Origin of the sequence: Massilia phyllosphaerae (genome assembly GCF_034659755.1) — a bacterium.
GTDB classification, from domain to species: domain Bacteria; phylum Pseudomonadota; class Gammaproteobacteria; order Burkholderiales; family Burkholderiaceae_D; genus Telluria; species Telluria phyllosphaerae.
Map to the genome: position 1 here is coordinate 859,312 of NZ_JAXSQX010000002.1, position 12,894 is coordinate 872,205.

Below are 12,894 nucleotides of genomic sequence, written 5' to 3' on the forward strand. Positions count from 1 at the left end.
CATCGGATTTCAGGTCTTTGGCTTCAGCTCCACGGTCACGCGGCGGTTCGGCGCGTAGCAGGCCTGCAGGTCGGCCCCGGTCTTGCCGGGACAAGCCTCGGGCGGCACCACGAGGTCGGCGGCGCCGGCGCCCACGATGTCGACGTGGTCCACCTTGAGCCCCTTCGAGATCAGGTAATCCCGCACCGCCTCGGCGCGCCGGCGCGACAGGTCGAGGTTGTAGGCTTCGGTGCCGATCGGGTCGGTATAGCCGGTGACGGTCATCGTGCCGAACGCAGTGCCGTTGGTACTCTGCAGGAGCTGGTCGAGCGCGGCGATGCCATCCGGCGTCAACCTGGCCTGGTCGAAGCCGAACAGCGTGTCGGCGCTCAGGTTGGCCATGATCGGTACCGGACACCAGCCTGGCGTGCCGTCGGACGGCGGTGTGCTGCAACCGCCCAGCATGCAGTCGCCATCCGGCGGCGGATCGGTCGTCACCGGCGGATCGCCGGGATCGCTCGGATTGCCGCCGTTGCCGTTGCCCGGCGAGGACACCGGGTTGTCCGGCTCGATCGCATCGGACTGCATCTGCATCGTCACGTGCGTGACCACCGGGACCAGTCCGTCGGCGATCATCGCGGTGCGCACCGCATCGCCGCCGGTATCCTGCCATTTCAGGTACACCGTGTAGATGCTGGCGACGATCGGCACCGCCGGCTTGACGCCGTAGGTGATGCGCAGCTTGATCAAGTTGGCATCCTGGCGGGTCTGGCCGGAGCTGGGTCCGACCGCATTGCCCTTGAACGCCAGCGAGCGGTTGGCGATCACGCGCTTGCCGCCGGTTTTCAGCGCGGCCTGCAAGGCCGGGTCGTTGAAATCGGCGAACGACTCCTTTGTGGGGTTCAGCATTTCAATGCGATAGCGGTTGGGCACGGCCATCGCCTTCTGCACTTCGCCCAGCGATGCGGCCAGCTTTTCGGACGTATCGCCGCCGCCGAACATCGGTACCAGCCCTTCCTTGAACGCCTGGTCGATGGCTGCCAGCTTCGCGTTGCCGGTGCTGCCCGCGCGCGCCGCCAGGAAGCCGGCATGGTCGAGCGTGTTCTTGGCGAAGAACAGCTGGCTGTACTGGATGGAGCCAAGTCCGAGCAGGGTCAGGATCGGTCCTACCACCGCCAGTTCGACCACGGCCGCGCCGCGCTGGCGCAGCGGCCGCGGGCGCAGCGGGGCGGCGGCCGGGTGCGTTGCCGGGGCGGACTCGAACCATGACGGATGCGCCAGCCGGTCACCGGGCCGCACACCCAAGCGTTCGATGCTGCCCGCGGCCAGCTCCAGCGTATGCGCGGCAAGTACACGGCGCCGGCCATCGGGCGCGCGTCCGGCATTGCTGGCACTCGCGCGCCAGGGCCGCAGGCGCGGCACGCACTTAAGGACCACGCCGTAACGGTCCAGATACAGCACGTCGATCGCGAAGCGCATGAACGCGGTATGCACGCTGGCACACCCGGCCAGCAGCAGGCCGCTGTCGGCAGGCAGGCCCGGGCGCAGCATCAAGCCCCGGAAGCGGCTGAAAAAGCTGGCGGCACGGCGCACCGCCAGCGCGTGGCTACCGCTGGCGGTGAGCAGCGTTGCGGCCGGCGCTGCTTCGGGCGAGACGGAGTCGTGGTTGGTCATAAGGGCTCGCGGTGAGGTTCGTCAGACGCCTGGATGCATGAATTTCATGACGATCGGGAAGAACAGCACGATGAAGGTGCACGGAAAAATGAACGCGATCAGCGGGAACAGCATCTTCACGGGCGCTTCCATGGCCAGCTTCTCGGCCCGCGCGAAACGCTCGGTACGGCGCTGGTCCGCCTGGGCGCGTAGCACCGGCCCCAGATTCATGCCCATCCGTTCGGCCTGGATCACCGCCGTGATGAAGTGCGTGACGTTCGGCTCGTTCAGGCGGTCGGCCATCGCGCGCATTGCGTCGGCACGCGCCTTGCCGGCACGGATATCGCGCAGCACGCGCTGGATTTCCGTGCGCAGAACGCCCCTCGGGCCCTTGGCCACGGCCTGGTTGAGCGCGCCCTGCAGGTTCAGGCCCGCTTCCACGCACAGCGTGATGATGTCCAGGTAGAACGGCAAGGTCTTGAGCAGCTCGCTGCGCCGTGCCTTCATCAGGTCGCGCAGCCAGAACGACGGGTAGAAAAAGCCCAGCAAGGCGCCCAGGCCCATCACCTGCAGGTACAGCGTCGTTGAATACCCGGCTTCGCCGGCGCGCGCGCCGTCGAAGCTGCCCAGGCCCCACCAGCACAGCAGCGCGACCAGGGCGCCGCCCAGGATGCGCGACGCGGCCATCTGCGGGGCGGTGACGGTGTAGTCCAAGCCGGCCTGGCGCAACTGCGCCTGGATCGTGGCCAGCCGCCGGGCCGAGATCAGCGGTTCGATGAAATAGCTGAGCCAGTGGATCGGATACCACACCAGGCGAAAGCCCAGCGGCGGCGCATCCTTGTACGAGCGGTCCTCCGCCGGCACGCTGGCCAGCGCGTCACTGAGCAGCCAGGCCAGCAAGGCCACCGACAGGCCGGCGGCCAGCGCCACCACCACGATCAGCGCGGTTCCATGTTCGAGCAGCATCTCCATATCGTTCTCTCGTCGATTGCTTGTCACACGTCGATGGCGATGATCTTGCGGATCACGTACACGCCCATCGCTTCGAGTACCGCCAGCACCGCCAGAACGGCCCAGCCCACGCGGGTATGCCACAGCATGTCCATCGCGGCCGGTTCCATCTTGCCCAGCACCAGCGCCAGTCCCACGGGCAGCAGGCCGACCACCCATGCCTGCAGCTTGCCCTGCGCCGTCAACGCGCGGATCTTGCCTTCCATTTGCAGGCGGCTGCGGATGGTCCCGGCCGTGCGCTCCAGCGTTTCGGCCAGGCCGCCGCCCGTTTCGGCGGCGATGCGCATGGCCGACACCACCAGGACCGTGGTCTGCGTCGGTATCCGGTGCGCCAGGTTGTTCAGGCTTTGCTCGAGCGTCACGCCGATGCGCTGCTCGCGCAGCATCAGCGAAAATTCCTGGCCCAGCGGCGCCGGGGCTTCCTGCACCAGCTGGGCCAGTGCCGAGCCGAAACCGGCGCCGGCGCGCATGCCGCCGGCCAGCATCATCAAGGCATCGGGCAGCTGCTCCTCGAACTGGCGCAGGCGGCGCGCACGCAATTGCGCGTACAGCACCCGCGGCGAGAACGCCAGCGCGGCGGCCACTGCGCATGCCAGCAAACCGCTGCCGCTCACGAGCCACGTCAGCAGCGCACCCAGCACGATCCCGGCCATGTTCAGCACGAACAGCTGGCGCGGATCGATGAACAGGAAAAACTCGCGCACCTGGAAGCGGGTGCGCTCCGTGAAGCTGGAGCGGTAGCGCTTCATCGAGCCGGTGCCGACGTCGATGGCCAGCCAGGTCAGCATGCCGGCCGCCAGCGCGATAACCACGCTGATGGCGGCGATCATGGTCGTATCGTTCATGACGCGCGGCGCCTGTCGATGCCGCTGCGGGTGCGCCAGTCGCGCCGCTCCACCTGCTCGTGGCCGGGCGGCAGCGTGGGCTTGAAGATGTGCATGTCCAGGTCGCCGCCGACGGCGCGCAGCTCCTCGTAGAAATTCGGCACCATGTCGCACCCCGTGAAATAGCCCTGCACGCGTTTCAGGCCATGCTGGTCCGGATTGCCGTAGCCCTGGCTGACGAAGCGGAACAGTTCCTGCAACTGGACCTTGCCGCTTTCCATGCCGGTCAGTTCGGTAATGCTGGTGACCTTGCGCGAACCGCAGGCGAAGCGTGACTGCTGCACCACGACGTCCACGGCGGAGGCGATCTGTTCGCGGATCGCCGTCAGCGGCAGGTCCATGCCGGCCATCAGCACCATTGTTTCGAGCCGGGCGAGGCCGTCGCGCGGCGTGTTCGCGTGCAGGGTGGTCAGCGACCCTTCATGGCCCGTGTTCATTGCCTGCAGCATGTCCAGGGCCTCGGCGCCGCGGCACTCGCCGACCACGATGCGGTCCGGCCGCATGCGCAGCGTATTCTTGACGAGCTCGCGGATCGGCACGGCGCCCTTGCCTTCGACGTTGGGCGGGCGCGACTCCAGGCTGATCAGGTGTTCGTGGTGCAGTTTCAGTTCCGCCGCGTCCTCCACCGTGATGATGCGTTCGCCCGACGGAATGAAATTCGACAGGATGTTGAGCAGCGTGGTCTTGCCCGATCCGGTGCCGCCGGAGACGATGATGTTCTTGCGCGATTCCACGCAGATCTGCAGGAAAGCGGCCATGTCCGGACTCAGCGCGCCGAACTCGACGAGGTCCTGCGAGGTGAGGCGCCGGGCGGCAAACTTGCGGATCGTCAGCGCCGGCCCCTTCAGTGCCAGCGGCGCGATGATGGCGTTCACCCGCGAGCCATCCTTCAGGCGTGCATCGACCATCGGCGACGACTCGTCGATGCGCCGGCCCAGCGGCGCCACGATGCGTTCGATCACGCCCAGGACGGCACGGTCGCCGGTGAACGTGAGCGGATGGCGCAACAGGCGGCCATTGCGTTCGATATAGATCTCGTCGTAGCGGTTGACCATGATCTCGCTGACCGTATTGTCGGCCAGAAGCTCTTCCAACGGACCCAGTCCAACCGCCTCGTCGAGCACCTGGCGGCTCAGCACGTCGCGGTCGAGTTCGCGCGGCAGGTCCTTGTCGATTTCCCTGAGGATGGCGCGGATGACGGCCGCGCTTTCGGTGCGCAGCTGGTCGTCGCTCATGCTCGACACGTCGTGGCGGCGCAGGTCCATCGTGTCAAGCAGCTTGGCATGGATGCGCTTGCGCCACTCGAATTCCAGTTCCTTGCGGCGCGGGTCGTTGCCGGGCACCAGTGCGTAGCCCGCGGCCGGGGCCTTGTCCGGCGCCGCCCCGGGCGCCTGCTGCGCCTGGGACGACTGCATGGCCTGCACCGCCTCGGCGGCCTGCGCGGCAAGGTGGCGCGAGTGTTCCAGTTCCTCGGTGGCGCGGCGGTTGCGTACCGGCGCCGAACTGGAACGCGACGTGGGCGAAGCGGCCTGCACCTGCGGCGCCTCCGGCATGCTGTTGAGTACGCGCAGCTTGTAGGCACCCACGCTGATCACGTCGCTATCGGCCAATGGCCCGAATTGCGAATCGACGCGCGCGCCGTTGACGGACAAGCCGCTGTACGCGCCCAGGTCCTGCACGATCACGCCGCCCGGCGTGCGGCACAGCCGCGCGTGCTCCTTGCTCAGGCGCCAGCCTTCGAGCCGGATGTCGCTCTCGGCGCCCTTGCCGATGATCGCTTCATCCGGCACTTCCAGGATACGCGGCTCGCCATCGGCGGCAATGATTTCAATGTCCAGCATCGTGCCCCCTATTGCCCTGCGTTGTTGGTGACCGGCGCCGATGACGGCGCGCCTGCCGGCGTGAAGACGTTCCCCGCATCCGCGCCAGGCTGCAGCGGATCCGACAGGAAGGGGGACGGCCCCATCTGATTGCCAAGCTTTTCCTTGGTGCGCTCGACGCGTTCGACCAGGCCCGGTGCGCGGGTATCGACGACGGTCGGCGTGACGAAGACCACCAGCTCGGTCTCGCGGTTCTGGAAACGCTTGGAGCGGAACAACCGGCCGAGCACGGGCAGGTCGCCCAGCACCGGCACCTTGTCGATATCGTTGCTGGTGGTCCGCTGCAGCAGCCCGGACAGCACGATGGTCTCGCCACTGCGCACGTTGAATTCGGTCTTGGTGCGCCGCGACAGCAGCGCCGGCCCACTGGCCGTGCTCACCGACGTGTCGAGGGAACTCACGTCCGAATCGATCTCGGCACGGATCACGCCGTTGCGTCCCACCTTGGGCTCGATATCGAGGCGAATCCCATACGGTTTGAAGAGGATCGTCACGCCGTTGGCATTGGACACCGAATAGGGGAATTCGCCGCCGGCGAGAAAGCTGGATTTACCGCCGCTGCGGGTGGACAGCTGCGGCTCGGCCAGGATCGCCGCCGTGCCGTTCTGCTCGAGCAGGTTCAACTGCGCATTCAGGCCCACGTTGACGGCACTCATCACGGTGAGCGCCGAAGGCAGGACCACACCCTTCGATTGATCGATGTTCGAGATCGGCGGCTGCTGGCCGGCCGGGGCCGTGATGGTGATCTGGCGGCCGCCCACGGCCGCGCCGTTGTCGCCGCGGTTGATCGGCGACCAGATCGCGCCGAGGGCGCCGCCCCCGGTCGGATTCCATTTCAGGCCCAGCTCGCGCAGCTCCGATTTGGGGAACTCCACGACCTTCACGTCCATCAGCACGGTCTGCTCCCAGCCGATCTGGCTGGTGAAATTGACGATCTGCGGATAGCGCTTGGCCAGCTCGGCGACCTTTTCGCGATCGCTGTCGGACAGTTCCTCGCCCTCGACGATCACCTTGTCGCCCACCACCGACGCCGTCGCCTTGGGAATATGGCGCAGGAAGGCCGCCACTTCGCGCGTCACCCGCGCCGTCTCGCCCGGCACGATATTGACCTTGATGCGCTGGTAGCGGCCGTCCTCGTGCCACACGAACAGCGACGACACGCCCACGCCATTGCCGAAGACGATGGTCTCGCGGCCATCCAGCGCACTGGCGCTGAGGATCTGGCCATTGCCGACGGCGATGCGTGCCACCCCCGGCGTGGCGAACACACGCGACTCGCCCACGAACAGTTCGATTTCCGAGACCGGCATGCTCTCGCCGTTGGCGTTGATCGGCGCATACGGCTCGACCGTCTTCGGCGCGGCCCGCCGCACCCTGGCACTGCCCGCCTCGGTGATCGGGTTGCGGCTGGCAAGCGGCGCCGCAGCCGGCGGCGCGGCTGCCGGCTGCTGGCCCGCGCCGCTTGCCGGCGGCGCGGCAACGGCGCGCGTGGCCGGTGCCGCGCTGAGCGGCGCGTTAAACAGCGGCGATGCCGGCTGCGCACGGTTGCCGGCCTGGGTTGTCGGCGCTTGCTGCGGTTCGGCCGGTGCGGCCGCGTGCGAGGGCGCGGTGGCCAGGGCCGCGGCGATCGACAACGAAAGCGACGAGAGCGTCGCCAGCCGGCGTGGAGGAAGGTTCAGCTTGATGATGTTCTGGCTCATGGATCAGGAAAAGTAAAGACTGCATGCCGCGCGCGGCATGGTTCAGCGCATGCCGATGATGGTGCTAACGGTGCCGGGTGCGGGCTGGTCCGCATTGCCCGCATCCTGCTGTGCCGGCACGTTCGCGGGCGACGCGGCGCCAGCGCCGGGATCGACGATGGCGCGCCCGCCGGTGCGACGCAGATACAGTGCCTCGGGGGGCACCTTGGCGTTGCCGTAGATGACCGGCACGCCGCGCCGCGCCTGGCCACCCCCCGCGGCCTTCGGCTTGCCCTGCATGCCCAGCAGCGACGCCAGGTCGTTGACGTCGGCGCCGATCGGCTGGTTGTCGTCCGGATTGCGCAGCAAAGCGGTCAGCTTGCCGATGTCGCGCGCCACGATCAGGTTCTGTGCCTGCGCCGGGGTGGTATCGATGGTGACCGTGGTGTACTGGCGCCTGTCGGCGGCGCTGTCGCCCGCGGTCTCGTCGACCTGGCGCTGGCCCGTGGCCAGCACGCGCACGCGCTGCAGCAACGGGAAGGTGAGCTTCCTGCCGTTCTGGTCGACCGTGGCGATCAGGTCGATCATGTCGCCCGGTTCGAGCAGGCCGGAAATGGAATTGATCTCGTCGACCGGCACGGTCATGGCGCGGCGGCCCGCTTCCACCCGCGCCGAGAAGGTCGGCGCCTTCTGGGGTTCCATCAAGCCCCACAGGATCATCTCGCCGGCCTTGACGGGATAGGCCAGCGGCTGGCCGTCGATGCGGGGAAAATCGTCCGGCGTGACCGCCACGGAGTGCGCATATTCGTTAGGGACATTGCGAATCGCCACATTCGTGTTGTCGAGCTTGACCCCACGCGCGATGTCGACCTTGGCCACCACCACTTGCGTGGTCTTGCCCTTGGTGCGGGCCTCGATCGCTTCCATGCGGTTGTTCAGATAACGCGAAGCGGCAAACGCGGCCAAGCCGCCGATGGCGAGCGCGACACCAAGGATGATCCAGGTTCTGCCGGGCCGGAATTGGCGCAGCCGTTTGAGTCGTTCCAGGTTCATGATCAATTCGGTAAAGAAATGGCGTGACTGATGTCGCGGTAGGCTTGCTTGAAGATATCCAGCACGATTGTGAGTGCGGAGCGCGCGCTGTCCGGGCTGGCTGCATCGCCGCCGATCGGCACGAACAGCGCGAAGGCCAGCGCCGCGCAGACCACGACGTACTCCAGCGAGGTGTGTCCAGATTGGCGGTATTTCATTTAAAAGACTCGATCGAGGTAATGGTGTTGAGAACAATGGCGACCCGGTTGTCCGGCATGCGGCTAATGACGGCGATCGCTTCGCGGCCAACGCCGCGGAAGAACATCGTGCGCCCGCCCGCCGCGCCACGCGGCAGCGCAGCCAGCGCGGTGGCACCGGCGTCGGCGGCGCGCGCTTCGCGTTCGAGCGCATAGCCTTCGCGGCGCAGCAGCTGTTGCACGCGTTCGCGGTTGACATCCTCGCTGTACGTGTTGGCCAATACGACGAAGGTGGCGTTGCGCCCGCCATCGACGGAGGTCATCGCGTTGAGCACCTGGGTGCCGGAAGGCATTCCTGACAACAGTTTTTCGTTGGCGGCGGAGCCCGAGGCACGGCGCTCCAGACTGGCGCGCACGTCGGTCACGGCGACCAGGCCGTTCGTACCACCCTTACGCGGCGACAGCTGCACCGTGATGTAGTACGCCCCGCTCGCACGGCCCAGCACGAGCCTGTCGCCCGCCCGGTTTTCAACCAGCGGGCGTGGCAGGTGATCGCGGAACCATGCCGCCGTCAGCTCCGGCGAACTGGCGGTCGTGAACCCGCGCAGCCGCATCGGCAGGCCGTTGACGTTGAGCTGCTCGCCGATGGCGTAAGGCTCGGCACCGGGTGGCAGCACCGTGTCCGGCCAATCCGGCAGGTTCTTGCCAGGCGTGCCCGTGCCCGCCACACAGACGCCAAGCGCCAGCATGCCCAATGCGACCGCGATACGGTGCCGCCAGCCGTGGCCCGCAACTGCGCGCACGCCGGCCCTCATCGCTTGCGATCCGCCGGCACTTCATCGCGCCAGAAATCCAGCTCGCCGAGCTTGGGCGGATTCGCGTTACCGTCAGGTATCGCGGGTGACTGGACGGCGATGACCGCCGCCTTGACGAGCGGTTTGGCGTTCGCCAGCATCTTGCCCGGAAACAAAACCGTCTTGTCGATGCGTGATTGCACCTGCTCGGGGTCGGCCGCCGTCCATGTGTCGGGCACCACGGCCGTGTGGCGCGAGATCGACAGGTCGATATTCTTGAACGTCTCGTAGGTCGATGCATAGCCCGGTCCGATGTCCTTCAGGTTGGCCAGCTTGACGTGAACGTTGGCCCGGTAGACACCGGTGTGTAATGCCATTTGGTCGGCAACCTTGAGCGGCACCGGCATATTGAACGGCGCGCCGTCGTCCGCGCCGCTGATCGCGTCGGCATGGCTGGTGCCATTGCCGGCCCCGAAACTGACGCTGACATCGGAAAACCGCCGGATCAGCGCCTCGCCCTGCGGGTCGACCCACATCAGGTTCTGGTTGGCCTTGAAGTCGCCCGCTTCATCGTTGGTCTTGATCGGCGCATCGGAATTACTGAAAAAGCGGCGCCGCACTTCCTGCTCCAACTGCGCGCGCGGCTTGTAGGCGCTCATGCCTTCGTTGTTCGCGATCGCTTCGAAGGCCGCGTAGCGGCTTGCCATCTCGGTGGCGTGGCTGATGCTCTGGTACTTGCCGATGAGGGGAATCAGCAGGAACAAGGGAACCAGCGCCAGGGCGATCACGACAAATTCCGTCAATGCCTGGCCGCCGCTATGCGGCCGGCGGATGCGCGCGGGATGGCGCTTCATGGCGTGCCCCGGTCGGCATTGATCGCGAAACCGCCGCGCATGTACGGGACAAACACAGCGCCGCCGACCTCGGTGTCCAGGCGCGCCTCGACCGCCTTCAGCTGGAAGCCTTCCGGCGTGCCGCTTTCGAGCAACAGGCCACCGAAGCCATCCTTGTCGACGGCGCGCAACGGCAGGAAGGATCCGCCGATGGCGTAGCATGACGTCGATGCGGCACCATCGCCGTCGATGCCCTGTGTCCAGCTGTTGCAACGCACGCCGGCAACCGTGCGCTGGGCGCCGCGCACGGGCGCCATCGCGGCGGCCTTGCGCATCTGGGGCATGGCTGCGGCGAAAGCGGGGTTGGCGGCCAGCCGCTTGAGCACGTCGGCCGGCGGCTGCACCGGCGCGGCAGCCGGTGCCGGCGCATCCGCATGGCCGTCGGGCGCGCACTCGCCATCGGCTTTTTTCGCGGCCAGGTCGATCTGGCACACACCCCTGCTCGATACCAGCAAGGCCCTGGCGTAGGGCTTGGCCAGCAGGCTGCAATCGCGCATGTCGACGGCATGCGTGGCGCCGCTGCTGTAGGTGATCTTGCGCGTGGCGGTGGCATACTGCTCTTCGCGCACGAAGGTGACGTGATCGGGCCACGCGTCCGGCGGGTTCAACTTGACGCCGCTGTCGGCAAGCGATTTCATGCAGGCTTGCACGTCCTTCTTGAGTGCGGCCAGCGCCGCGGCGTTGCCTTGCTTGCCCTCGAAATAGCCTTCGAGCCGGGCGCGGTGCACCTTGACCGTGGCCCCGCCGCCGTAGACGACATGTGCCGGGTTTGCCTTGAGGACGCTTGTTTCATATGCCGTGGTCGCATGCGCGGCGACGCCATGCAGCGCCATGCCGGATGCGACGGCCGCCGTCGCGAAGCGAGAAATAGTCATGTGGATCATGGGTTTTGCAGGGCCAGCGCTGCGGCCTTGACCCCGGCTGAATTGCCGATCAAGTGCGCTTGCCAATATGGATTGAAAAGGCTTGCCAGTTCCTTCTTCCCGTCGGCGCGCGCGGCGGGGCGCTCGAAGAAAACTTCCGAACTCGCGACGGCAGCCATCACGTCATTGGCCTCGGCGCCTTGATAGATCGCCATTTGCCCGGTCGGCTTGACGAGCGAGGTGCCGGACGAGGTGCGCAGCGCGGCACTGCCACGCGTCAAGCGGACGGCAAACTGCAGCCGCGGGTTGTCCCGCTTGCTGGCGTCGCTGTTTTCCGGGGTATAGCCAAGCGCGGCGGCGGAAAGATCGTAGAAGCTGGGCACGCCGCTGTAATACCAGTCGCCGCCGCTCTTGCTGGCGGTCTGCCTGCCGTCGCCCAGGTTGTACGCGGTCCGGCTCCGGCACCTGGCCGAAAAAAGCCTGACGACGAAGATCTCGGTGCCTAATCGACCGTCATCCCTGGCGGTCCAGCTATCGAAGCCATTCAGTTTCGTGCTGGCTGTATGGCTGGCATTGCCGCGCAAGGGAAATCCAAGAAAACATGGCCAGGGAGAGCTGTCGCTCCAGCCGCGGCTGGCGACGAATGCATCCGTAAAAGCCGCGCGTTCTTCGACTGCCTTGAAGCGGGTGCGCTCGTTGCCGGCATAGCGCCGGATGAATGGTGCGCCGTCGAAAAGAGAATAATTGTCGAGCAGGGGCACGGCATCGACCTTGACCGGACCGAGATCGGCATAGTTGGCGTCGGCCACTTGCTGCATCAGCGTTTTGCGGGCCGGCAGGAAAGCGGCGAACATGGCCGCCTGCGACGCTTGCAAGGCGGCCTTGGCAGTCTCGGTGGCCGTCATCGTCGCCTGCCCGACCGCATCGAAACCCTGTTTGGCCGGCTGGATCACCGCTTGCGCGTATTGCCACGCCATCAGCGCGCACAAGGGTTCATATTTGACCAGCACGAGGACGATCGGCACCGAATACACATTGGTGCAATTCAATGGCGTGACGCGCTGGTTGTGCTCTTCCGCATATTCCAGCCACGACGACACGCTGACCAGTTGCGCAACCAACACTTCGTTGGCGATCAGCGCGCGGTTGGTGTACGCGTCGAAATTCAGCGCCCGCGCATGCATCACCGCGGCACTGTAGGCCACGGCGTCCGCGGTATTGACCAGCTTGGTCTTTTCCGCTGTGAGCTGGCCGGTATTGAACATGAAAAACACGCCGGTCAGGCCGGCAACCAGCACGAACAGGCCGAAAATCAGTGCCTGGCCCCGTTGCCGGGCGAACCGGGGACGAGGGCGGAGTCGTGTGCGGTGCCGGACCATGAAGAACGGGAACAGCGTTTATTGCTTGCCGGTGGTCGATTGATCGCCGAACGTGGACAGCGTGTTCTTGCTGGTGTCCTTGGCTGCGGTTACCGCCTTGCCTGCTGCCGTGCCGGCCTGGGTGATCGCAGCGCTGCCATCCGTACCAGACACCTCTTTGGAAATACCGGCCATCTGGTTACGGATCGTGGCGCCGAACAACTGGGTCACGGCGATGGCCGCGACAGCGATGAGGGCAACGATGATGATGTACTCGGTCATGCCCTGGCCTTTTTGGCGACGCGACGCGAGTCTTTGTGCAGCGAGTTTGTGCGAAAACATGATTTATCCCAAAGTGTCGAAAAGAGCCTGCACTTTAATCGCACAACCGTCTCCAAAGTCTCTCTAAATGTCACACAAGAAAAAATAATATCGAATAAATTTTTTAAACGATTGAAATAGTTACGAATACCTGATCGAAAATTAAATTTCTTGGAAGCAAATAAAGTACTTATTATTCCCTTTAGAAACAATGCATTATTTAATTTACCGTTTCTCTAGAAAAATATCGGTGGCGGATTTGTACACTTAAAACGCTGCTTCGGTTTGTTAACTAATGTAATGAAGTTATCAATACAAAATATTAACAATTAATATTCTTATGAAATGAA

The 12,894-nt window shown here is 65.5% G+C and carries 12 protein-coding genes; all 12 read right to left on the bottom strand.

Annotation, left to right across the window (positions count from 1 at the left end; all coding sequences use genetic code 11):
- Positions 1-9 precede the first annotated feature (9 nt).
- Entirely contained in the window at positions 10-1,653 is a 1,644-nt protein-coding gene (locus tag U1H99_RS11940; RefSeq protein WP_323141949.1) for a DUF192 domain-containing protein, read from the bottom strand.
- Positions 1,654-1,674: 21 nt separating this feature from the next.
- A complete protein-coding gene (locus U1H99_RS11945) occupies positions 1,675-2,598 on the bottom strand; it encodes a type II secretion system F family protein (protein ID WP_323141950.1) in 924 nt (307 codons plus the stop codon).
- 29 nt (positions 2,599-2,627) lie between these two features.
- Positions 2,628-3,488, bottom strand: coding sequence for a type II secretion system F family protein (locus U1H99_RS11950; protein WP_323141951.1), 861 nt, complete (start codon positions 3,486-3,488; stop codon positions 2,628-2,630).
- Positions 3,485-5,368, bottom strand: coding sequence for a TadA family conjugal transfer-associated ATPase (locus U1H99_RS11955; protein WP_323141952.1), 1,884 nt, complete (start codon positions 5,366-5,368; stop codon positions 3,485-3,487). The genes U1H99_RS11950 and U1H99_RS11955 overlap by 4 nt, the downstream gene beginning before the upstream one ends.
- An 8-nt stretch (positions 5,369-5,376) precedes the next feature.
- On the bottom strand, positions 5,377-7,107 hold the full coding sequence (locus tag U1H99_RS11960; RefSeq protein ID WP_323141953.1) for a type II and III secretion system protein family protein: 1,731 nt from the start codon (positions 7,105-7,107) through the stop codon (positions 5,377-5,379).
- A 42-nt stretch (positions 7,108-7,149) separates the two neighbouring features.
- A complete protein-coding gene (gene cpaB / locus U1H99_RS11965; RefSeq protein WP_323141954.1) occupies positions 7,150-8,139 on the bottom strand; it encodes a Flp pilus assembly protein CpaB in 990 nt (329 codons plus the stop codon).
- A gap of 2 nt (positions 8,140-8,141) precedes the next feature.
- Entirely contained in the window at positions 8,142-8,336 is a 195-nt protein-coding gene (locus U1H99_RS11970; RefSeq protein ID WP_323141955.1) for a hypothetical protein, read from the bottom strand.
- Positions 8,333-9,130, bottom strand: coding sequence for a hypothetical protein (locus U1H99_RS11975; RefSeq protein ID WP_323141956.1), 798 nt, complete (start codon positions 9,128-9,130; stop codon positions 8,333-8,335). Before U1H99_RS11975 ends, U1H99_RS11970 begins: the two co-directional genes overlap by 4 nt.
- Positions 9,127-9,897 (bottom strand): hypothetical protein, encoded by a 771-nt coding sequence (locus U1H99_RS11980; protein WP_323141957.1) that lies wholly within the window; start codon positions 9,895-9,897, stop codon positions 9,127-9,129. The genes U1H99_RS11975 and U1H99_RS11980 overlap by 4 nt, the downstream gene beginning before the upstream one ends.
- A gap of 62 nt (positions 9,898-9,959) precedes the next feature.
- Entirely contained in the window at positions 9,960-10,877 is a 918-nt protein-coding gene (locus tag U1H99_RS11985; protein WP_323141958.1) for a hypothetical protein, read from the bottom strand.
- Positions 10,878-10,882: 5 nt separating this feature from the next.
- On the bottom strand, positions 10,883-12,244 hold the full coding sequence (locus U1H99_RS11990; protein WP_323141959.1) for a TadE/TadG family type IV pilus assembly protein: 1,362 nt from the start codon (positions 12,242-12,244) through the stop codon (positions 10,883-10,885).
- Between the two features lie 18 nt (positions 12,245-12,262).
- Positions 12,263-12,565, bottom strand: a complete 303-nt coding sequence (locus tag U1H99_RS11995; RefSeq protein ID WP_323141960.1) for a hypothetical protein — start codon at positions 12,563-12,565, stop codon at positions 12,263-12,265.
- Positions 12,566-12,894 lie beyond the last annotated feature (329 nt).

Bases quoted from the DNA above. Each gene is read 5' to 3' on its own strand.
- U1H99_RS11940 (WP_323141949.1), bottom strand. From the start codon at position 1,653: ATGACCAACCACGACTCCGTCTCGCCCGAAGCAGCGCCGGCCGCAACG.
- U1H99_RS11945 (WP_323141950.1), bottom strand. From the start codon at position 2,598: ATGCTGCTCGAACATGGAACCGCGCTGATCGTGGTGGTGGCGCTGGCC.
- U1H99_RS11950 (WP_323141951.1), bottom strand. From the start codon at position 3,488: ATGAACGATACGACCATGATCGCCGCCATCAGCGTGGTTATCGCGCTG.
- U1H99_RS11955 (WP_323141952.1), bottom strand. From the start codon at position 5,368: ATGCTGGACATTGAAATCATTGCCGCCGATGGCGAGCCGCGTATCCTG.
- U1H99_RS11960 (WP_323141953.1), bottom strand. From the start codon at position 7,107: ATGAGCCAGAACATCATCAAGCTGAACCTTCCTCCACGCCGGCTGGCG.
- cpaB (WP_323141954.1), bottom strand. From the start codon at position 8,139: ATGAACCTGGAACGACTCAAACGGCTGCGCCAATTCCGGCCCGGCAGA.
- U1H99_RS11970 (WP_323141955.1), bottom strand. From the start codon at position 8,336: ATGAAATACCGCCAATCTGGACACACCTCGCTGGAGTACGTCGTGGTC.
- U1H99_RS11975 (WP_323141956.1), bottom strand. From the start codon at position 9,130: ATGAGGGCCGGCGTGCGCGCAGTTGCGGGCCACGGCTGGCGGCACCGT.
- U1H99_RS11985 (WP_323141958.1), bottom strand. From the start codon at position 10,877: ATGACTATTTCTCGCTTCGCGACGGCGGCCGTCGCATCCGGCATGGCG.
- U1H99_RS11990 (WP_323141959.1), bottom strand. From the start codon at position 12,244: ATGGTCCGGCACCGCACACGACTCCGCCCTCGTCCCCGGTTCGCCCGG.
- U1H99_RS11995 (WP_323141960.1), bottom strand. From the start codon at position 12,565: ATGTTTTCGCACAAACTCGCTGCACAAAGACTCGCGTCGCGTCGCCAA.